Consider the following 20,717-nt stretch of genomic DNA (forward strand, 5'->3'; position numbering starts at 1 on the left):
GAGGAGCGTTACAGCATGGCAGTTGAGAAGAAGGACCTGGACTGGGGCAGCCTCGGCTTCAGCTATATGCAGACCGACTACAGCTATGAGGCCCACTGGAAGGACGGCGAGTGGGACGAGGGCGGCCTCACGACCGACCACACGATGCACGTCTCCGAGTGCGGCGGCATCTTCCACTACTGCCAGGAGGTCTTCGAGGGCCTCAAGGCCTACACCACCGCTGACGGCAGCATCGTCTGCTTCCGCCCGGACCAGAACGCCCAGCGCATGTACGACTCCGCCCAGCGCCTCGAGATGCCGCCCTTCCCGGTCGACCGCTTCGTTGACGCCGTCAAGCAGGTCGTCACGGCCAACGCCGCCTGGGTGCCGCCCTTCGGCTCCGGCGCCACGCTCTACGTCCGCCCGTTCATGATTGGCTCCGGCAACGTCATCGGTGTCGCCCCCGCCCCCGAGTACACCTTCCGCATCCTCGTGACGCCGGTGGGCCCCTACTACAAGGGTGGCCTCAAGGCCGTCAAGCTGCGCGTCTCCGAGTACGACCGCGCCGCGCCCCACGGCACCGGCAACATCAAGGCCGGCCTGAACTACGCCATGAGCCTGAAGCCCTCCGTCGAGGCCCACTCCACCGGCTATGCCGACAACCTCTACCTCGACTCCGAGACCCGCACCTACGTCGAGGAGACGGGCGGCGCCAACGTGCTGTTCGTCGACGGCAACACCCTCGTCGTTCCCAAGAGCCACACCGACTCGATCCTGCCTTCCATCACCCGTCGCTCGCTGGTCCAGGTTGCCCAGGACCTCGGCATGGTCGTCGACGAGCGCCCGGTCGAGTGGGCCGAGGTCAAGAGTGGCAAGTTCTCCGAGTGCGGCATGTGCGGCACCGCCGCCGTCATTTCCCCAGTGGGCGAGATCGACAACAAGGTCTACGGTGCCGACGAGACCGTCGTCTTCCCGGCCGGCCACGTCGAGTGCGGCCCGGTCATGAAGAAGCTGCGCGAGACCCTCACCGGCATCCAGGACGGCGCCGTCGAGGACAAGCACAACTGGGTCTTCAAGGTCTGCTAGCTCTTCTTGGTTGTTTGAACTTTGATTTGTTGGGCGGCTCCGCCGGCGCGCGTGCGTTGACGGAGCCGCCCGTTTTGTAGGAGCGTGACGGAGGGGCCAGAGCCCTTTGTCACCTTTTCTGAAAAGAGGGGCGGCATGACAGAGGGCCGTGCCTTTTGTCATATCTCCCTAGGACGAAAGGAAGGCGCATGAGCATGGGCGACGTTGTGCACGTCGAGCGCGTTGGGGGAGAGGGACCGCTGCTGGTGATCCACGGCGGCGCGGGCAGGCGCCTGCACGAGATGACTCTCGAGCAGAAGGCCGAGACGAACGCGGCGCTGGCGGCGGCCCTCGACGCGGGCTATGCGGTGCTTGCGGCCGAGGGCACGGCCGCCGACGCCGTGATCGTAGCCATCCACGTGATGGAGGAGGCCCCGTGCTTCAACTGCGCCCGTGGTGCGGCCCTCACGCTCGACGGCACGGCCGAGCTCGACGCTTGTCTCATGCTGGGCAATGGCGAGACGGGCGCCGCCTGCGGCCTTACCTCGGCCAAGCATCCCATCGACGTGGCCCGTGCCGTGATGGGGCGCACACCGCACGTGCTCTTCTCGGCACCGTCGCCGGCGCTTCTCGACGAGTGGGGGATCGAGCAGGTCGACAACGCCTATTTTGTGACGCCAGCCCGCGCGGCGGCGCTCGAGGAGTGGAAGCAGCTGCACGCCGCGGGTGCCAGCGCGGCCGACGTCGCTGCTGCCGACGCGACCCGTCATGGCACCGTGGGCGCCGTTGCGCGAGACGCACGCGGCAACATCGCGACCGGCACCTCGACCGGCGGCATCACGGGACAGGTGAGCGGCCGCGTGGGCGACTCGCCCCTGTGCGGCGCCGGCACCTATGCCAATGCCGGGAGCGTGGCCGTGAGCTGCACCGGCACGGGCGAGACGTTCATCCAGGAGGTGGCCGCCTACCAGGTGCATGCGCGCGTGAGCATGGCCGGCGAGGCGCTTGACGAGGCCTGTGCGCACATGCTCGAGGCGGTCGATGCCCGCGGTGGCAACGGCGGCGTCATCGCCCTGCCCGCCGAGGGCGCGGGCGCCATTGGCTACACGTGCGGCGCCCAGATGAACCGCGCCTGGGCCTGGGAGGGCCAGCGCTTCACCGGCGTGTGACAAAGGGGTCAAAGCCCTTTGTCACCTTTCCTGAAAAGAGAGCGGGGACAAAAGGCACGTCCCTCTGTCCCCGAGCGGCGGAGCGGCCCCGACGCGGCGTCAACCGCATCGGGGCCGCTCTTGTCTCGGGGCGTGCTCGCTACTCGGAGAGGCTGGCCTCGCTCAGCAGCGGCAGGATCTGCGGGCTCACCGTGAGCTCGGCCACGCGCTTGTCGGTGCAGCGGGCGAGCGAGCGGTAGTTGAGCGGCGCGTAGGGCACGAGGTCTGCCACGTAGTCGTCGACGGCCTGCATCGCGGCCACGCGCTCGTCGTGGTCGGCCGTGGCGCGGGCGGTAGCGATGAGCTCCTCGTACTTGTCGTCCGCAAAGTGGCTCACGTTGTCGCCGTTGCCCTTGTGGAACAGCGGGTAGAGGTAGTTGTCGGCGATGGGGTAGTCCGCATACCACGCGCGGGCGCCCACCGAGTAGGTGCCGTCGAGGTAGGACTGGTACATCGCGGCGTACTCGACCTTGTCGATCTCGACGTCGAGACCAAGCTTCTGCCAGTCGGCCTGGATGGCCTGGTACTCGTCCTGCGTGTTGGCGGCGTTGGTCATGAGCTTGAACGACAGGTTGCGCTTGCCGTCGGCGTCGGCGGTGTAACCCGCCTCGTCGAGCAACTGGGCGGCCTGGTCGGGGTCGTAGGCGGCCCACTTCCAGGCGCCCTCGCGGTATCCGTCGATGGCCTCGGGGACGATGTCGTCTGCCGGCTTGGCCGAGCCCTCGTAGATGGCGTCGCAGATGGCCTGACGGTTGATGGCCAGCGACAGGGCGCGGCGCACGCGCACGTCGCCCATCACGGGGTCGTCGACGTTGAACGAGAGGAACTGCGTGTAGAGCATCGTGCCGCCCAGGAACTGGCTACCGGGCGTGGCGGTGTAGCCGTCGGCCGACTCGCCGTAGCTCTCCTTGGCCTGCTTGGTGGCGTTGATGGGCACGAGCGAGCAGTCGAGCGAGCCCGCGTCGAGCTCCTTGTAGGCGGTGTTGGAGTCGCGGTAGATCGCGAAGCGCACGCCGTCGACCTTGGGCGCGTCTCCATTCGTGTAGTCCTCGAAGCGCTCGGTCTCGACGTACTGGCCGTCGACCCAGCTGCCCTTCATCTTGAAGGGGCCGTTGCCCACGGGCCCCAGGGCAAAGTCCTTGTAGCCGTCGCCCGAACCCTGGCCCTCGGGAATGGGCGAGAGGACCGGCGCCGCGCAGACGTAGTCGAAGTCCGCGTAGGGCTGCTCGAGCTCAACCACCAAAGTGTAGTCGTCGGGGCAGGTGAGGCCTGCGAGCTCAGTGGCGGTACCTGCGGTGACGTCCTCGTAGCCCTTCACCATCGACAGGTGGTAAGAGACGTTGGAGGGCTGGTCAGACGTGGCCGGGTTGCACAGGCGGTTCCAGGCGTACTTAAACGACTTGGCCGTGACCTCGGAGCCGTCGTGAAACTTGGTGCCCTTGCGCACGTGGAAGGTCCAGGCGGTGTCGTCGTCGTTGTGCTCGTGGCTCTCGGCAACGAGGTCCTCGAGCTCGCCGGTCTTGAAGTTGTAGTAGGTGAGGGCGTCAAAGAGGTTGAACGCCACGGCCACGGCGTTCTCGTCCTCGAGGGTGTAGGGCTCGATGCCCGTGGGATTCTCGATGTGGTAGGAGAGCGTGCCGCCCGCGGTGCCGGTGGTGGCGACCTGCGCGGCGGTGTCGTCGCCCTTCTTGCAACCGGCGAGTGCGGCGACGGCCGCGGCGGCGCTGCCCGCGATGACACCGCGGCGCGAGAGGGGGGTGGAGAGGAGCTTCCTCGCGTCCATGGGTTCTCATCCTTTCTGGTGCCGGCTGCGCACGTGCGCTGGCCGGCGCTCTTGGCCCGTTTCGCGCGGCGCCTGGGGCGCTGGTTCCGGCGGGTTGCTTTTATTTCCTACTACCTTACTATGAATAAGGGTATTTTCAAGCGCGAGCAGAGCGTCGCGGTCCCTTGTAATCGCATCGTTACAGAATGGGCGGACGGCCCGCCTGCGTGCGTTGTGCAGCTAGTATATGGCTCCACACCCAAGGCATGGTTACAGCCTGGTTGCGTGGCCGGCGATGCGCACGGCCCGCGTGCGCGCCGGGCATTGGACGGGTCGGCCCGCGTGGCCGGGCGGAAGGAAGGGAGACCCATGGAGGAGCTCAAGGTCGTCGAGGGGTACATGCCGTTTGCCGGATACAAGACGTGGTATCGCATCGTGGGCGAGAACGACCTGGGGCGCCTGCCCCTGCTCACCATCCACGGCGGCCCCGGCAACACCCACTGGTACCTGCGCTCCCTCGACGAGCTCGCCCGCAAGTACCACCGCCAGGTCATCTACTACGACCAGATTGGCTGCGGCTACTCCAAGACGCCCTCCAACCCAGATATGTGGAGCGCCGAGCTCTTCGAGGAGGAGCTCGTGGCCCTGCGCCGTCACCTGGGCCTCGAGCACGTGCACCTGCTGGGCCAGAGCTGGGGCGGCATGCTCGAGCTGCAGTACGCCACGCACCGCCCGAGCGGCGTGGCGTCGATGGTGGTGGCGAGCTCGCCGGCAGACGCGCACCTGTGGCTCTCTGAGGCGCTTCGCCTGCGCTCCTACCTGCCTCGCGAGATGGAGAAGGCGCTTGCCCGGGCAGATGTCGACGGCGACTACGACCGCCCAGAGGTCAAGGCTGCGAGCGCCGAGTACTACCGCCGCCACGTGGCCGCGGTGCCCGAGGACGAGCGTCCCGTCGAGTGGCGCAAGCCCTTCGCCGACCCCGTGGGCGACGAGGTCTACCACACGATGCAGGGTATGAGCGAGTTCGTGTTCACGGGCAAGCTCAAGGACTGGAGCGTGGTCGACCAGCTGTCCAACATCTGCATCCCCACGCTCGTGACCTCGGGCACGGCCGACGAGTGCACCCCGCTCATCGCCAAGCAGGTCGCCGATGGCATCCCCGGTGCCGAGTGGGCCCTGCTCGAAGGCACCCACTGCGTGCACCTCGAGCACGTCGAGCAGTACAACGCCGTGGTCGAGGAGTTTCTCGAGCGCCACGAGTAGGCGAGTGTGACAAAGGAGGGCCCGGCAGCCGTGTGGTTGCCGGGCCCTCCTGTGGTTTGCGCACGTTTTGACGCCGCCGCGCTACGCCTCGACGGTCGCGCCGCCCTGCTCGGCAGCGTCGGCAGACTCGGGAGCTTCGTCGGCGCCCAGCGGCATGCCGGAGTAGTTGAGGCCGGCGACCGCGGCGCGCAGCTCCTCGCCGCCGTGCGTGAACGCCTCGGAGAGCGTCGGCCAGCCCTTGAGGGCGCGGTCGAACACCTCGGGGAAGCTCTCGTTGGACGCGACGCGCGTAAAGGGGTTCACCCACTCCTCGTGGTCAAGGTTGGCCGCGGCGCACTCGTCGGAGGTCGAGACGCGGTGGGAGAGGGCCTGCAGCAGCGAGTGCGAGCGCACGGCGCGCTCGATGATGCCCAGCCCCACGCCGCGCAGCGAGCCGTGCGGCTCGATCGAGCGGTAGCACAGCTCCATGTCGGCCACGGCGCCCGCGTACTCGCTCGCGCCCACCTTGAGGCCAAACGTCTCCCACGCGACCTGGCTCATGAGGGCGCCCGCCACGCGGCAGATGCGCTCGGTGTGGACGAGCTCCGACGCCGGCGGGCAGTCGTGCACGGTCGCGCGGCGCAGCTTCCACAGCATCCAGGTGTCGAGGTCGCTCTCGATGACGGCGTGGACCTCGCCGTCCGCGTCATAGAGGTCGTCGGCCGCCTCGACGATGGCGTACTGCTGCGCGTAGACAAAGGGGTGCGCCACGCGGTCGAGCGCGTAGTGGGAGAGCATGCCCAGGGCAAACGCGCGGCCAATGCCGGCGTCTGCGGCGGGCAGGTGCCCTACGCCCTCGCGCAGGGCGGTGAAGGCGCTGGTCATGTGGCCGTCATGCATCTCGTGGGCAAGGGCTCGGGCCTCGGAGCCGCGCTCTGGCGTGGTGAGCATGCGGAAGAAGAAGGGGTCGGGGCCCTGGTTGCCCAGCAGAAACGCCAGCAGCTCCTCCTCGCTGGTGATGACGCCCTCGGGAAGCAAGGTGGCCGAGCGCTCGCCGAACAGGTGATGGGTGATGAGTGCGGGCATGGGATGTCCTTTCATACGCTAAGTCCATCTCATTATGCCCCGTCTGTGCGCGAGAAGAACAGTCTTGCGGGCGTTTCGCTGCCGCTTGCCGCCCGCTCGCGGGCCAAGGCGGGCCATCGATTCTTTTCGGGTACCTTACGTGGGCAAGCGGCCAAACCCGCTACCATGGATGGGACCCGCGCCGCGTGCACCGCGCCGACGCACGACAAACGTTATGGAGATGCCCATGGCAAAGACCAAGTACACCAAGCTCGAGCGCAACTGGGTGATGTATGACGTGGGCAACTCGGCGCTTGTGCTGCTCAACACCTCGATTGTGCCCATCTACTTCAACGCGATCAACACCGGCGCCTCCGCCGCCGAGCTCGTGAGCGCCTGGGCCAACGCCCAGGCCATCGCCTCGCTTGTGGTGGCGCTGCTCATGCCCGTGCTGGGTTCGCTCGCAGACTACGCGGGCAACAAGATCAAGTTCTTCATTGGCTTCTTCCTCACGGGCCTCGTGCTGTGCTTTGCCCAGGCCATCCCCATGGGGGCACTGCCGTTCCTCGTGGCTTACGTGCTGTGCACGATTGGCCTCAACTCGTCCATGACGTTCTATGATGCTATGCTCACCGACGTCACGACCGACGAGCGCATGGACACGGTCTCGAGCTCGGGCTATGCCTGGGGCTACGTGGGTTCCACCGTGCCGTTCATCGTCTGCCTCGCCCTCATCTTTGGCGGCCCCGCCCTGGGCCTCGAAACGATGCTGTGCACGCGCCTGTCGTTTGTGATCACGGGCCTGTGGTGGCTCGCTTTTACCCTGCCGCTCATCCGCACCTACAAGCAGCGCTTTGGCAAAGAGCGCGAGCCGGGCGAGACGCTGGGCACCATCGTGGGCTCCACCTTCTTGGGCCTCGTCGACACGATGAGGAGCATCGCCAAGAACCGCACGCTGCTCGTGTACATGGTGGCGTTCTTCTTCTACATCGATGGCGTCCACACCGTCATCTCGATGGCGACGAGCTATGGCGCGGCCCTGGGCATCGACTCGACCCAACTCGTGCTGGCGCTGCTCGTGACGCAGTTCGTGGCGTTCCCGTCGGCCATCATCTACGGCAAGCTCGCCGGCAAGGTGGGCACCCTGCGCATGATCATCGTGGCGGTGCTCGCGTACTGCGGCATCGTGCTGTTCGCGGCCTTTGCGCTCAAGACGGCTGTCGAGTTCTGGATCCTGGCCATTCTCGTGGGCCTCTTCCAGGGCGGCGTGCAGGCGCTTTCGCGCAGCTTCTTTGGCAAGCTCGTACCCAAGGAGCACAGCAACGAGTACTATGGCTTCTTCGACATCTTTGGCCGCTACGCCAGCGTGTTCGGCACGTTCCTGGTGGGCATCATCACCTCGCTCACGGGCGACGCGAGCCTGGGCGTGCTGTCGATTGGCGTACTGCTCGTCGTGGGCCTCGTGATGCTGTTGACGCTGCCCGATGCGCGTGGCGAGCGTGCCTAGCACGCGCGTTTGCTTGACGTAATAAGTTGACCGCCTGCGGCGGGGGAGGACGCGTTCCTCCCCCGCCGCTTCTTTTGTGCGAGAAGGGGGAGGGCCTCTCTGTCACATCAGATGTTGCCGTCTTCACCGGGCGTGCATGTTTGCCTGCGCTTACTGTTGTGAGCGGGGTATCATAGCGGCTCGTTATGCATCTCAACCTTGGGAGAATGACTTTGGGCCTTCTCGAGATCATCTTGCTGGGCGCGGCCCTTTCGGCCGACGCCTTTGCCGTGACCATCTCCAACACGTTTGTCTACGCAAGCGAGTCCAAGCGTCGCCTCGTGCTCATGCCCGTGATGTTTGGCCTGTTCCAGGGCCTCATGCCGCTACTGGGCTACTTTGTGGGAGGCCTCGCGGCCGAGGTCATCGAGCGCTACGCCGGCATCATCACACTCGTGATTCTGGGCATCGTGGGCGGCAACATGATCCGCGAGGGCGCCGAGGCGCTGCTGCACCCCGGCGAGGACGAAGCCGAGCACGCGGGTCCCGTGGCCAAGCGCCTCACGATGGTCACAATCCTCGCCCAGGCCTTCGCCACTGCGATCGACGCCTTCGCCGTGGGCGTGAGCCTGCGCGCCCAGGCGGTGAACATCGTGGTCGCGGCCTCGATCATCGCCCTCACGACGTTCGTGCTGTGCCTCGCGGCGCTTGCCATGGGCCGCAAGCTGGGCGAGGTGCTGGGAGACCGCGCCCAGGTCGCCGGCGGCATCGTGCTGGTGCTCATCGGCCTCAAGGCGTTCTTCGCGTAGGGGCCGCCAGTTCCGTCTTGGCCCATGCCCCGCTTTTCTCGTGCCCCTCGTCTTCCCCGCAGAAGGCGAGGGGCATTTTCGCGCGGAGACACAGGGACGTGTCTTTTGTCCCCGCCAAAAGGTGACAAAAGACACGTCCCTGTGTCCCCGATGTCTTGGGCTGGCCGCAGATGGGTATGCCAAGGGTGAGCGAGAGCGAGGAGGTTCGCATGGATTGGTTCGAGAGGTTCTTTAGGCGCACGAAGACGACGGTCATCCTCATGGGCGTGGCGCTGCTCGTCCTGGGCATCGCGCTGTTCGTGAGCCCCATCGGGGCCACGCTGCTGGTGGTTCGCGTTGTGGGCTGGGTGCTGCTCGCCGCGGGCGCCCTCACGCTCGCGGGCTGCTGGCGCCACTACAGCGAGGGGCTGCGGCAGGCAGACCTGTTCATGGGCCTGCTCGAGTGCGTGCCCGGCGCCTGCCTCGTCATCTGGCCCGACGCCTTCGTGAGCGTAGTCTACGCGCTCATTGGCGTCGTGATTCTCGTGACGGGCATCAACGACATCACCGAGGCCAACGCGCTGCGCCACGTCGTGGGCGTTGGCTGGGGCTGGCGCATGGCACTAGGTGTCGCCACGGTGGTCGTGGGGCTCGTCGTGGTGGCCTCGCCCTTCACGATGGCCGAGCTGGTGATGCTCGTGGCCGGCGTGGCCCTCGTATTCGACGGCATCACCGAGATCGTCGCCGGCATCTCGATGCCGTAGCGGAGACGGCCGACATATCGCCACGTAAGAAGGGCGCGTCCTTGCGGGCGCGCCCTGTTTGCTACTGGTCGATGATGTCGAGAGCGCGCATGAGGTCGCGCTCCTCGATGGCGTAGGGCGCTGCCTCGCGCACGCGTGGCTTGGCACAAAACGCGATGCCCGTCCCCGCCGCCAAGATCATGGGGATGTCGTTGGCGCCGTCGCCCAGGGCAACGCAGCGCTTGAGCGGAATGCCCAGCTCGCTAGCCCAGTCCTTGAGGGCCTCGAGCTTGCGGTCCTTGGTCACGATGGGCGCGGCCAGCTTGCCCGTGAGCTTGCCGTCCACTACCTCGAGGCGGTTTGCCAGGCAGAAGTCGATGCCCGCGGCCGCAACGATGCGGTCGGCCACCTCGTGGAAGCCTCCGGAGACCACGCCCACCTTCCAGCCGCGCTCGTGGGCGGTCGAGACGAGCTCGAGCGCACCCTCCGTGAACGTCACGCGCTCGTAGGCGCGGTCGAACACGTCTTCGTCGAGACCGGCGAGCAGGCCCACGCGCTCGGTGAGCGCCGCGGCAAAGTCGAGCTCGCCGCGCATGGCGCGCTCGGTGATGTCCGCGACCTTCTCGCCCACGCCGGCCTCCTCGCCCAGAAGGTCGATGACCTCCTGGTTGATGAGCGTGGAGTCGATGTCCATCACGATGAGGCGCGCGTCGGGCGTAAGCGCGGGCACCTTCTTCTCCATGATGTAGTCGTCCATCAAGAAGCCCTCGCCGATGCTCGTCTCCACCGCGTCGATAACTGCGAAGCCGCGGCCGCGGTAGCAGCGGATGCCCAGCTCGTTGTGCTTGTTGACCGTGAGGTACATGGCGGCAAGGCCGCGCTCGCGGCACAGGCCCACGTAGAAGGAGATGACATCTGCGGCGAGGTGGCGGCCGCGGCAGCTGCTCTTGAGGTAGATCTTGGAGATGAAGAAGCGATTGGTCTCGGGCTCGACGTGGCCACCGGTGTAGCCGCAGGTCTGACCGTCCTCGTCCATGACGAACCAGTATTCGTAGGCGTGCTCCGCCATGTCGCGTTGGATCGCGGGCAGGCTCTGGAACTGCTCGACCATGTAGTTGGTCTGGTCCTGGCCGATGAGGGCGGGCCAGTACTCGTTCCAGATCTGGCTGGCGAGGCTTGCGAGCTCCTCCTGGTCTGCCGCGGTCTTAACGGCCCTCATGCGTGCCCCCATGGCGCTCCTCTCGTATGCGTGTACGATGTCTCTACTGTAGCGCAGCAGCCCGGACGCGGGCGCCTTGCTGCCTGGGACAAATTAGCCCGGAGCTTTATCGTCCCAAAACCCAGGAAAAGTGGGACAAATAAGCTCCGGGCTAATTTGTCCCATCTGCGGGCGAAACCGTTCCAAAGAAAGGAGCCCCGCCCGATGGGGCGAGGCTCCTGGGGATGCGGCGTTGCCGCGGTCGGCTTGCGGCGCCGGGCGTGCCGGGCGCGCGAAGGGCTACACGTAGAAGAGGATCTTGTTGTAGCTCGGGACGGGCCAGTAGTCGTGGCCGCAGACCTTCTCCATCTCGTCGACGGAGACGCGCAGGGCGTCCATGGCCGGGATGACGGAGTCGCGGTAGGCGTTGTCCTGCTCGGTGGGGTCGTCGAGGGACTGGGCGGCTGCGTTCTTCTGCTCGAGGTCGGCGACGAGGTCCGTGATCTTGTCGATGGCGTCCGTGAGCGTCTGGACGAGGGCCTTCTCGGCCTTGGCGGCAATGCCAAGCTCGGCCTTCGTGGCCACGGTCGTGGCGATGTCACCGGAGTAGTCGAACAGCGCCGGCAGGTACATGTGCTTGGTCATGTACACCATCGTGTTGGCCTCGATGTTGAGGAGCTTGGCGTACTGCTCGGCCTTGGAGACGTAGCGGGCGTGCATCTCGTCGGGGGAGGCCACGTGGTACTTCTCGAACAGGTCGAGGTTCTTCTTGTCGATGAGGCACGGCAGGGCGTCGGGCGCGGTGCGCATGTTGAGCAGGCCGCGCTTCTCGGCCTCGGCGGGCCACTCGTCGGAGTAGCCGTTGCCGTTGAAGATGATGCGCTGGTGCGCGGTGAGCGTGGCCTTGACCCACTCGAGGGCCTTGACGATGAAGTCGCACTCGGCAACGTCGGCCATGTCGGTGGCGAACTTGTCGAGCTTCTCGGCAACGGCGGTGTTCAGCACCATGTTGGGGTCGGACAGGTTCTGCTGCGAGCCGCACATGCGGAACTCGAACTTGTTGCCCGTGAAGGCGAACGGGGAGGTGCGGTTGCGGTCGGTGCTGTCCTTGGTGAGGTCGGCCAGCTGCGGCACGCCCAGGTCCATCTTCTCGCGCGGGTGGCTCGAGTAGGGCTTGTCGTTGATGAGCGCGTCGACGACGGCGGCCAGGTCGTCGCCCAGGAAGATCGAGACAATCGCGGGAGGAGCCTCGTTGGCACCCAGACGGTGGTCATTGCCGGCCGAGGCGACGCTTGCGCGCATGAGGTCCTGGTAGTCGTCGACCGCGGCGATGACACTCGAGAGGAAGACGAGGAACTGCAGGTTGTCCTCGGGGGTGTCGGACGGGTCGAGCAGGTTCTTGCCGTCTGCGGAGATTGACCAGTTGTTGTGCTTGCCCGAGCCGTTGACGTAGTCAAAGGGCTTCTCGTGCTGCAGGCACACCAGGCCGTGGTGGGAGGCGATGATCTTCATCTTCTCCATGGTGACCAGGTTGTGGTCGATGGCCTTGGAGCTCGTCTCGAAGATGGGCGCGAGCTCGTGCTGGCAGGGGGCAACCTCGTTGTGCTTGGTCTTGGCGGGCACCGCGAGCTTCCACAGCTCGTCGTCGAGCTCCTTCATGAACTCGTTCACGGTGGGACGGATGGCGCCGAAGTAGTGCTCCTCGAGCTCCTGGCCCTTGACCGGCTCGCACCCAAAGAGGGTGCGGCCGCACATGATGAGGTCGGGGCGCGCGGCGTAGTCCTCCTCCTTGATGAGGAAGTACTCCTGCTCGGGGCCCACGGTGGTGGTCACGGCTTTGACGTCCTTGCCAAAGAGCGCAAGGACGCGCTTGGCCTGCTCGTCAAGGGCGACGGTGGAGCGCAGCAGCGGCGTCTTCTTGTCGAGCGCCTCGCCGGTGTAGGAGATGAACGCCGTGGGGACGCACAGCACCTCGTCCTTGATGAAGGCGGGGGAGGTGGGGTCCCAGGCGGTGTAGCCGCGGGCCTCGAACGTGGCGCGCAGGCCGCCGGACGGGAAACTCGAGGCATCGGGCTCGCCCTGGATGAGGGCCTTGCCGGAGAAGGTCTCCAGCGCGCGGCCGTCTCCGGTGGGCTCCATGAAGGCGTCGTGCTTCTCGGACGTGATGCCCGTGAGCGGCTGGAACCAGTGCGTGTAGTGCGTGGCACCCTTCTCGAGCGCCCATTCCTTCATGGCGTGGGCAACCTCGTTGGCGATGTCGAGGTTGAGTGCCTTGCCCTCCTTGATGACGCGGGAGAGCTCCTTGTAGGTGGGCTTGGGCAGACGCTCGCGCATGACGGAGTCGCTGAACACCAGGCTGCCGTACTCCTCGGTGACCTTTGAAGCCATGTGGACTCGCTTTCTCTTCTGGAGAACTTGGATCCCTGACGTCGAAACACTCTAACGAGGCAATATTACGGCGTAATTAAGCCTTGGCAACGCGCGGACTTCTCGCAAGCGACAAAAGTTTGAACGAGGCGTTGCCAAACGGTTGGCGAGGGCGTGCCAAGGGGACGGGTCTTCTGGCGCGCGGCGGTGGGCGAGAGAGACACCCGCGAGTCGTCGCGCTTCTCGGCCACCGCGCCCTTCTCGGCCCCATGATTGCGCGGGCTACGTGTCCCCTCTGTTACTTGCGCCCACTATTTATGAGGGGCAGGCGCTAGGATAGATACGTTACCTATATGTTCAGCGAACGGGAGGCCCCTCGATGGGCAAGCACTTCAAGACCTCACCCGAGCCGGGCGACTTCCGGCATCAGAGTCGCGTTGACCGCGCGCCCCAGGGCGACGCGCCGCAGTACGTGCCCCAGCCTGGTGCGGGAGACGCGCCGCAGTACGTGCCGCAGGCCAGCACGGACGACGCCTACGGCCACGCGCCCGCGTCCCAGCCTGGCGTCGACGCGCCCACCCAGCGTGGGGCCTACGTCCCCCAGGGTGGCGCCTACGTGCCGCAGGGCGAGAATAACCCCTACGTGGGCGGCCCCGCCTCCGGCGCCGCGGGCTTCACGCCCCAGCAGGTGGGCACGGGCCACGGCCGCCCCGCGCGCAACGCCGGCGTGCCCGGTGCCCCGCGCAAGCGCAAGCGCCGCGTGCCGATGCTCGTGGTGGTCCTCGTCGTCATCGCGGCGCTGGCCGGCGGCGGTGCGTTCCTCTACTTCAACCCGCCCATCTACCGTGTGTCGGTCGACGGCACCGAGCGCATGGTGCGCGCCGGCTCCACGCTGGGCGACCTCATCAGCGAAGGCTTCTCGAGCCCTAAGGCCGGCAACCTCATCGCCGTCGACGGCTCCGTGGCCACCGAGGGCGGCGGCGATCCCTTCGAGGCCAACCTCAATGGCGCGACCACGGCAGACCCCTCCACGCCCGTACCGCGCCACTCGACCGTCACCTTTGCCGACGGCAACGACGTCGACGAGGAGTACACCGAGACCACCGAGCCCATCGCCCACGGCGAGAGCGGTGACGACATGAACTCGTTCAATCTCTACTGGGCGGGCTCCATCCACGTCTACTCCGAGGGCGAGGATGGCGAGCAGGTCACCAAGACCGGCAAGGTCTCGGGCAAGACCGTGACCGAGGTCACCAAGCAGCCCGTCGACACCGGCTACCACGTCTACACGGCCGACACGGGCGACGACAAGGTCATCGCCCTCACGTTCGATGACGGCCCCTGGCCCACCACCACGTCAGAGATCCTCGACATCCTCAAGGAGAACGACGCCCACGCCACCTTCTTCGAGATTGGCAACCAGGTGGACGAGCACGCGGACGTCGTGAAGCGCATCGTGGCCGAGGGCAACCAGATCGGCACCCACACGTATGACCACGCGAGCGGCTCGGGCGGCGGCGTCGACCTCACCAAGATGAGTACCGACGAGCAGGTGAGCGAGGTCGACAAGGGCTTCCAGGCCATCGAGAGCGTGCTGGGCACGAGCGTGACCCACGTGATGCGCGCGCCGGGCGGCAACTACCACGGCGACATCATCAAGACGCTCGCGAGCCACTGCACCGCCGAGATTGGCTGGAACATCGACACCGAGGATTGGAGGCGCCCGGGCGCGCAGAAGATCGCCGACGCGATCCTGTCGGCCAAGCCGGGCGACGTGGTGCTCATGCACGACGGCGGCGGCGACCGCTCGCAGACGGTCGAGGCGCTCAAGATCGCGCTGCCGCAGCTCAAGGCCGCCGGCTACAAGTTCGTGACCATCGACGAGCTCATGGCCTACGGTATGCCGGGCAGCAACTAGTGGATTGAACGTCTGGGCCGGGCCCGCGAACGCCTCGCGAGCCCGGCCATTTTCATGGGCGCTGTCTGCTTGTGGTGAGTGCGCGGACCTTGAGTGCGAGCGCGGCGAGAAGTGCTGCCATCTCTGCGGCGAACCTCGCTAACTGCTGCGCCTGGTCTAGGTTCGGAATCAGGAGAAAGCCCCGTGTGAGAGCGATGACCGCAAGCAGTTCGAGCACGGCCATCGCAATGCCCGTGAGCCAACGTCTGGCAGGGGTGCTGCTGGCGTGCTTTTCGACCGCGACAATGGTGGTGGCCAGGTTTGCATAGGCGATGAGCGTGAGGAGCGTGGCCCCGGTGGCGGGCAGGGCCGCGACCGGGCTTCTCAGCCACTCCGACGGCACCCTGCCAACGACGCAAAGGGCGAGCAGGGCGATCGCGAAGGCCCTGAGGGCGCGCTTCGAAGTGCGGTTCCTCATTGCATTCGGGCCAGCCTCGAGGCCGTTGGTACAATGGGCTGGTCGCATGGTCACCTCCCCGAGTCAAGTATCAGGTAGCGGTTTGCCTGTCGGGTATGGGGTGGATTGCTGCCATCGGCGAGTGCCTTAATTTTTGGGATGAGCGTAAGGAGGCCGCCATGCCGCGCGAGACGAACGCTGCGAAGCGGGAGAGGGCAGTCGAGTTCTGTGGCCGCCTGAACGAGATGTACGGCCCGGTCGAGTGCTTCCTCGACCACACGAACCCGTTCAGGCTGGTCATCTCGGTGCTCCTCTCGGCCCAGACGACCGACGCCCAGGTCAACAAGGTGACGCCCGAGCTGTTCGATCGCTGGCCCACGCCCGAGGCGCTTGCCGCCGCGAGTCCCGAGGAGGTGGGCGAGGTCATCCGCAGCCTGGGCTTCTACAAGAGCAAGGCCCGCCACGCCGTGGAGGCCGCTCAGATGATCGTTGCCGACTTTGGCGGCGAGGTGCCCCGCACGATGGACGAGCTCACGCGGCTGCCCGGGGTGGGCCGCAAGACCGCAAACATCGTCCTCAACGTGAGCTTCGGCATCGTCGAGGGCATTGCGGTCGACACCCACGTGAACCGCATCGCCCACCGGCTGGCGCTGAGCCCCAAGACGCACGCCGCCGAACCCCTCAAGACCGAGCAGGACCTGCTCAAGATCATCCCGCGCGAGCTGTGGCGCGACGTCAACCACCAGTGGATTCGCTTTGGCCGCGAGGTCTGCTCGGCCAAGAGCCCGCGCTGCGGTGAGTGCCCTATGGCAGACATTTGCCCCAGCGTAGGCAAGTAGCTGGGATTTGTTGGCGGGTTGCGTTCCGGGTGCGTGGCCTGGCCATTTGCATGCTTCTAGGCATGCTGATTAACGAGCGGCCGAGAAGTGCGTGTCTATCGCGGCTAGCCTGAGAGGTTGCGTGCCTAACGCGACTAGATTGCCTCTCTGGGAGCCGTGTTTTGTCGCGTTGGACACGCATCTAACGAAGATTGTCGCGTTGGGCACGCAAGACGGCAGGGCTGGATAAACGGGCGCGACCGCGACAGTGACAGCTGGAAGGACGTATCGGACAAGAGGTGGACGAAGACGTTCCGCATCGCGCGCTTGCGGCTCAAAACCTGCCGCTCGGCAGTTTTGCCCACTTCGTCTTTCTCGGCAAAATCTTGCCCTCTACCTCGCGTGTTAGACCTCTGTTAGGTATTTGTTAGATTTTCCGTCCTTCAAATTTGTCATGCTTCCTCCAAAGGGTGGGGAGGCGTCCATGGGCACGAGAAGGACTAGCGAGCAGGTCAATCAAAGCATCGGGTCTCACCTTGCGGCGGCGCGGCGGGCGGGCCAGTGTCTTGTGGCCCGCGACCACAATTCGAGAAGGACGCTCGATCGCTGGGTGAAGCGCGGGCTGCTTGTCTCGCCGGCGTCTGGCTGCTATGAGCAGCCAAAGCTTTGGTATGGACTTAGCGCAACCGACCAAAGTCTGTGCATCATGCGGTCGTTACAGCTTAAGAACCCCGGGCTCGTGTTCTGCGGACCGTCGGCTGCGGTGGCGTGGGGCCTGTACGAGCCTTGCGGCTACATAGCTCGCCCGTATGCCGCGACGCCCCGATGCGCGCATGCATCAAGCTCGCGCTCCCTTGTGCGTGTTTGCCTGCCGTCAGGCCTGGATGTCGAGGAGGTGGCCGGCATCAGGGTAACGAGTTTGGAGCGAACGGCCTTTGATGCTGCGCGCATGCTGGGTTTTCGCCGCGGTCTGGGCGTGTGCGACCGAGCGCTTGCACTGGACGGGTGCTCGAATGATGAGCTGCTGGAAGGGTTTCGCGGCATGGGGAGGCCCCGAGACCGCGAGGTTGCGCTGCGCTGCGCCCTCAACGCGGATGGACTGAGCGAGAACGGCGGCGAGTCATATGCCCGTGCCGTGATGCTCGAGCTAGGGTTTGCGACGCCGCTGCTGCAGGTGCCGGTGGCAGACCCCATGGGCGAGGGGCAACCGTATCGTCTCGATTATCTGTGGATCCCGGCTGACCTCGATGCCGAGAAGGTCCTGGGCGGCCTGGCCGCGGGAACGCTGCTGGCCGGTGGTGTCGCGGGGTGCGTGGCGGGCGAGCTCGACGGGCGTGCCAAGACCTTCGACAAGCGGCTGACGGGCGACCGCGACGCACGGGACCAGCTGCTTGCCGAGCGTCGCCGTGAGGCTCGTCTCACCTACTATGGCCTGCGCGTGGCGCGCTTCTCGTTTGCCGAGGCAAGAGACGATGCCTACCTGGGCCGGCTCCTCTCGTCCTATGGCGTGCCGTGGGCGCCTTCGAGCTGAATGTCGTGTGCCTGATGCGACTTGCTTGCAATCCACCTCGTAAGTTGCGTGCCCGTCGCGACTAGCCTGCGTGACTGCGTGCTTATCGTGACTAGATTGGCCCTCTGGGAGCCGCATATTGTCGCGTTGAGCACGCAAGTTGTCAGGATTGCCGCGCTAGGCACGCAAGGTAGTCTCGATGGTCCCAACAGGCACACAACACCGTTCGCACGCGCCCCACAGCATGGACGCCGCCCGCCTCGGGCCCGCGTGTCCGCGAGCACACGTACAATGGTGGGCGAACAAACCAACGGGAAGGACCCACCATGGCAGACGAGACCAACAGCGCGCAGCTACCGGCAACGGACACCGCCGAGACAAGCGCCGACCTGGCCGGTGCGCCCACTCCCGGCGAGCCCCGTCGCACCATCGCCGTGGTCGACGGCAACTCGCTCATGCACCGCGCCTTCCACGCCATTCCGCCCACGATGACCGCGCCCGACGGCCGCCCCACCAACGCCATCTACGGCTTCCTGTCGATGTTCGTGAAGCTCGTCGAGAAGTTCCAGCCAGACGGTGTCATCTGCGCGTTCGACAAGGGCAAGCCCCGCGTGCGCATGGAGATGCTGCCCCAGTACAAGGCGCAGCGCCCACCCATGGACCCGATCCTGCACGAGCAGTTCCCCATGATCAAGGAGCTGCTGGGCCACATGGATGTCCCCGTGGCCGAGCTCGAGGGCTGGGAGGGCGACGACATCCTGGGCACCCTGGCCCGCCGCGGCGAGGCGGCCGGCTACGACATGCTGCTTGTCACTGGCGACCGCGACATGTACCAGCTCGTCACCGAGCGCGTGAACGTCGTCTCCACCCGCAAGGGCGTCTCCGACGTCAACATCATGACCCCCGAGAGCGTCGACGACCTCTACCACGGCGTCACACCCGAGCTCGTGCCAGACTTCTACGGCCTCAAGGGCGACACGTCCGACAACATCCCCGGTGTGCCCGGCATCGGCCCCAAGAAGGCGAGCGCCCTCATCTGCCAGTACGGCTCGCTCGACGAGGTCATCGCCCACGCCGACGAGGTCAAGGGCAAGATGGGCGAGAACCTGCGCGCCCACATCGACGACGCCCTGCTCTCCCGCAAGGTCGCCACGATTCGCGCCGACGCGCCCATCGACATCGAGCTCGCCGACGCCAAGTTCCCCACGTTCGACCCGGCCGAGGTCAGGGAAGCCTTTGGCGCGCTGGGCATCACGAGCATGACCGGTCGCGTGCTGGCGCTCGCCGGCGCCGCGGGCGCCCCCGGCGTGCCCGCCCTCGAGCTGCCCGAGCGCCTCGAGGGCGGGGAGCTCGTCTCGGCCCTCGAGCAGGCCGTCGCAGACGGCCAGTGGGTGGGCGTGGCGCTCGCCGAGCCCGAGCAGGGCACGCTCTTTGCGCCCGAGATCGAGGCCTGGTTCGCGTGCGAGAAGGCCTGCGGAAGCATGTGTGGCGACGCAGCGAGCGAGCTTCTCGTGCGCGCCCTTCGCGGCTGGCGCGTGGCCTGTGCAGACGTCAAGGCCCTCATGCACGTCGTCTATCCGGTCGACTCGTCGCTGCCCGCCTCCGTCGCGGACGGGCGTCCCTATGACCCGGCGGACACCGACCCCGACAACCTCTTCGACGTGGGCGTGGCCGCCTACCTGCTCGACTCGTCCAAGGGCGCCTACGCCATCGCCGACGTGGCCGAGAAGTACCTCGACGCCGAGCTGCCCGAGGCAAGCGACAAGTGCCCTGCGGCCGCCATCGCCGCCGCGGCGGCCCTCGCCCTCGTGGCCCCGCTCTCCGAGGCGCTCGAGAAGGACGGCTCGAGCAAGCTCATGGCTGCGATTGAGATGCCGCTCGTGGGCGTGCTCACGCGCATGGAGCGCATGGGCATGCACGTCGACCCGGCGGTGCTCGCCGCCCAGTCCGCCGAACTCGGCGCCGACATCGACGCCACGCGCGCCAAGATCTTCGAGCTCGCGGGCCACGAGTTCAACGTCGACAGCCCCATGCAGCTCTCGGGCGTGCTCTTCGACGAGCTGGGCCTGCCCACCGCGGGCCTCAAGAAGACCCAGCGCGGCTACTACTCCACCAACGCCAAGGTGCTCGACGACCTCGCCCGCACCTACGACGTCGTGGCGGACGTCCTGGCCTATCGCGAGAAGGCCAAGATCCGCGGCACCTACCTCGACGCCCTGCCCGACCTCATCGCCGGCGACGGCCGCATTCACACGAGCCTCAACCAGACCGTGGCGGCCACCGGGCGCCTCTCGAGCTCCAACCCCAACCTGCAGAACATCCCCACGCGCAGCGAGCTGGGCCACCGCGTGCGCACCGCGTTCACGGTGGGCGAGGACTGCGTATTCTTGGCCTGCGACTACTCGCAGATCGAGCTGAGGCTGCTGGCCCACCTCTCGGGCGACGAGCACCTCATCGCGGCCTTCTGCGAAGGCGAGGACTTCCACGCCGAGACGGCCGCCCGCGTGTTTGGCGTGCCCGTCGAGCAGGTCACCCACGAGATGCGCAGCCGCGCCAAGGCCGTTAACTTTGGCATCGTCTATGGCCAGCAGGCCTATGGCCTGTCCACCTCGCTGGGCATCTCGCGCAAGGAGGCCCAGCAGATGATTGACCGCTACTTCGAGGCCTACCCGCGCGTGCGCACCTTCCTTGACGGCACGGTCGCCGCGGCCAAGCGCAACGTCTTCGCTACGACGCTCTACGGGCGCAAGCGCCACCTGCCCGACATCCTCTCGCGCAACGCCAACCTGCGCAGCTTTGGCGAGCGCACGGCCATGAACCACCCAATGCAGGGCACCGCGGCAGACATCATCAAGCTCGCGATGATCGCGGTCGACGAGCGCATGCGCGACGAGGGCATGGAAAGCAAGCTCGTCCTGCAGATTCACGACGAGCTCGACTTCGAGGTGCCGCGCGCCGAGCTCGACGCCATGAGCGCGCTGGTCAAGGAGACCATGGAGGGCGTGGCCGAGCTCTCGGTGCCACTCGTGGCCGAGGTCTCCTGGGGCACCAACTGGGCCGAGGCCAAGTAGCGAGGGGCGCGCGCTCGGCGCACGTGTCTTGCGCGCCCTCCACAACCAGGTCCGTGCGAGC

General features: G+C 66.5%; 15 protein-coding genes. 10 read left to right on the forward strand and 5 right to left on the reverse strand.

The features are described 5' to 3' along the window. Window positions 1-15 precede the first annotated feature (15 nt). Together Q3866_RS04620 and Q3866_RS04625 are read left to right on the forward strand one after the other, a co-directional pair. Complete coding sequence (locus tag Q3866_RS04620; protein WP_293673226.1) at window positions 16-1,065, forward strand: branched-chain amino acid aminotransferase; 1,050 nt, start codon at window positions 16-18, stop codon at window positions 1,063-1,065. 188 nt (window positions 1,066-1,253) lie between these two features. After that, the gene (locus Q3866_RS04625; RefSeq protein WP_301829977.1) at window positions 1,254-2,213 is read left to right on the forward strand and encodes an isoaspartyl peptidase/L-asparaginase family protein; all 960 of its coding nucleotides are present in this window, start codon (window positions 1,254-1,256) and stop codon (window positions 2,211-2,213) included. A 139-nt stretch (window positions 2,214-2,352) separates the two neighbouring features. On the opposite strand, the gene Q3866_RS04630 is transcribed toward Q3866_RS04625, so the two are convergent. Beyond that, entirely contained in the window at window positions 2,353-4,035 is a 1,683-nt protein-coding gene (locus tag Q3866_RS04630; RefSeq protein ID WP_301829980.1) for an ABC transporter substrate-binding protein, read from the reverse strand. A 348-nt stretch (window positions 4,036-4,383) separates the two neighbouring features. Here Q3866_RS04630 and Q3866_RS04635 point away from each other — a divergent pair, with 348 nt between their 5' ends. Continuing rightward, window positions 4,384-5,277 (forward strand): proline iminopeptidase-family hydrolase, encoded by an 894-nt coding sequence (locus tag Q3866_RS04635; RefSeq protein WP_301829982.1) that lies wholly within the window; start codon window positions 4,384-4,386, stop codon window positions 5,275-5,277. Between the two features lie 81 nt (window positions 5,278-5,358). Here the strand turns inward: Q3866_RS04635 and Q3866_RS04640 are convergent, their stop codons facing one another. Then, a complete protein-coding gene (locus Q3866_RS04640) occupies window positions 5,359-6,342 on the reverse strand; it encodes a zinc dependent phospholipase C family protein (protein WP_301829983.1) in 984 nt (327 codons plus the stop codon). Window positions 6,343-6,568: 226 nt separating this feature from the next. On the opposite strand from Q3866_RS04640, the gene Q3866_RS04645 reads away from it, so the two are divergent. The 3 genes from Q3866_RS04645 to Q3866_RS04655 all read left to right on the forward strand — a co-directional run bounded on the left by Q3866_RS04645 (window position 6,569) and on the right by Q3866_RS04655 (window position 9,359). After that, the gene (locus Q3866_RS04645; RefSeq protein WP_301829984.1) at window positions 6,569-7,828 is read left to right on the forward strand and encodes an MFS transporter; all 1,260 of its coding nucleotides are present in this window, start codon (window positions 6,569-6,571) and stop codon (window positions 7,826-7,828) included. Between the two features lie 206 nt (window positions 7,829-8,034). Beyond that, entirely contained in the window at window positions 8,035-8,616 is a 582-nt protein-coding gene (locus tag Q3866_RS04650; RefSeq protein ID WP_367881367.1) for a manganese efflux pump MntP family protein, read from the forward strand. A 209-nt stretch (window positions 8,617-8,825) separates the two neighbouring features. Next, complete coding sequence (locus Q3866_RS04655; protein ID WP_301829987.1) at window positions 8,826-9,359, forward strand: HdeD family acid-resistance protein; 534 nt, start codon at window positions 8,826-8,828, stop codon at window positions 9,357-9,359. Window positions 9,360-9,420: 61 nt separating this feature from the next. Here the strand turns inward: Q3866_RS04655 and serB are convergent, their stop codons facing one another. Together serB and Q3866_RS04665 are read right to left on the reverse strand one after the other, a co-directional pair. Then, window positions 9,421-10,557 (reverse strand): phosphoserine phosphatase SerB, encoded by a 1,137-nt coding sequence (serB, locus tag Q3866_RS04660; RefSeq protein WP_301829989.1) that lies wholly within the window; start codon window positions 10,555-10,557, stop codon window positions 9,421-9,423. Window positions 10,558-10,836: 279 nt separating this feature from the next. Further along, on the reverse strand, window positions 10,837-12,924 hold the full coding sequence (locus Q3866_RS04665; RefSeq protein WP_301829990.1) for a glutamine synthetase III: 2,088 nt from the start codon (window positions 12,922-12,924) through the stop codon (window positions 10,837-10,839). 358 nt (window positions 12,925-13,282) lie between these two features. Here Q3866_RS04665 and Q3866_RS04670 point away from each other — a divergent pair, with 358 nt between their 5' ends. Further along, on the forward strand, window positions 13,283-14,821 hold the full coding sequence (locus Q3866_RS04670; RefSeq protein ID WP_301829991.1) for a polysaccharide deacetylase family protein: 1,539 nt from the start codon (window positions 13,283-13,285) through the stop codon (window positions 14,819-14,821). A 52-nt stretch (window positions 14,822-14,873) separates the two neighbouring features. On the opposite strand, the gene Q3866_RS04675 is transcribed toward Q3866_RS04670, so the two are convergent. Further along, on the reverse strand, window positions 14,874-15,278 hold the full coding sequence (locus Q3866_RS04675; protein WP_301829992.1) for a hypothetical protein: 405 nt from the start codon (window positions 15,276-15,278) through the stop codon (window positions 14,874-14,876). A 158-nt stretch (window positions 15,279-15,436) separates the two neighbouring features. Here Q3866_RS04675 and nth point away from each other — a divergent pair, with 158 nt between their 5' ends. The 3 genes from nth (at window position 15,437) to polA (ending at window position 20,656) form a co-directional block, all read left to right on the forward strand. Continuing rightward, window positions 15,437-16,096, forward strand: coding sequence for an endonuclease III (gene nth, locus Q3866_RS04680; RefSeq protein ID WP_301829994.1), 660 nt, complete (start codon window positions 15,437-15,439; stop codon window positions 16,094-16,096). 1,021 nt (window positions 16,097-17,117) lie between these two features. Next, window positions 17,118-17,606: a hypothetical protein gene (locus tag Q3866_RS04685; RefSeq protein ID WP_301829995.1), complete on the forward strand. Its 489-nt coding sequence runs from the start codon at window positions 17,118-17,120 to the stop codon at window positions 17,604-17,606. Window positions 17,607-17,911: 305 nt separating this feature from the next. After that, a complete protein-coding gene (polA, locus tag Q3866_RS04690; RefSeq protein ID WP_301829996.1) occupies window positions 17,912-20,656 on the forward strand; it encodes a DNA polymerase I in 2,745 nt (914 codons plus the stop codon). The last annotated feature ends 61 nt before the right edge of the window (window positions 20,657-20,717 follow it).

Source organism: uncultured Parolsenella sp. (genome assembly GCF_958346945.1).
GTDB lineage: Bacteria > Actinomycetota > Coriobacteriia > Coriobacteriales > Atopobiaceae > Parolsenella.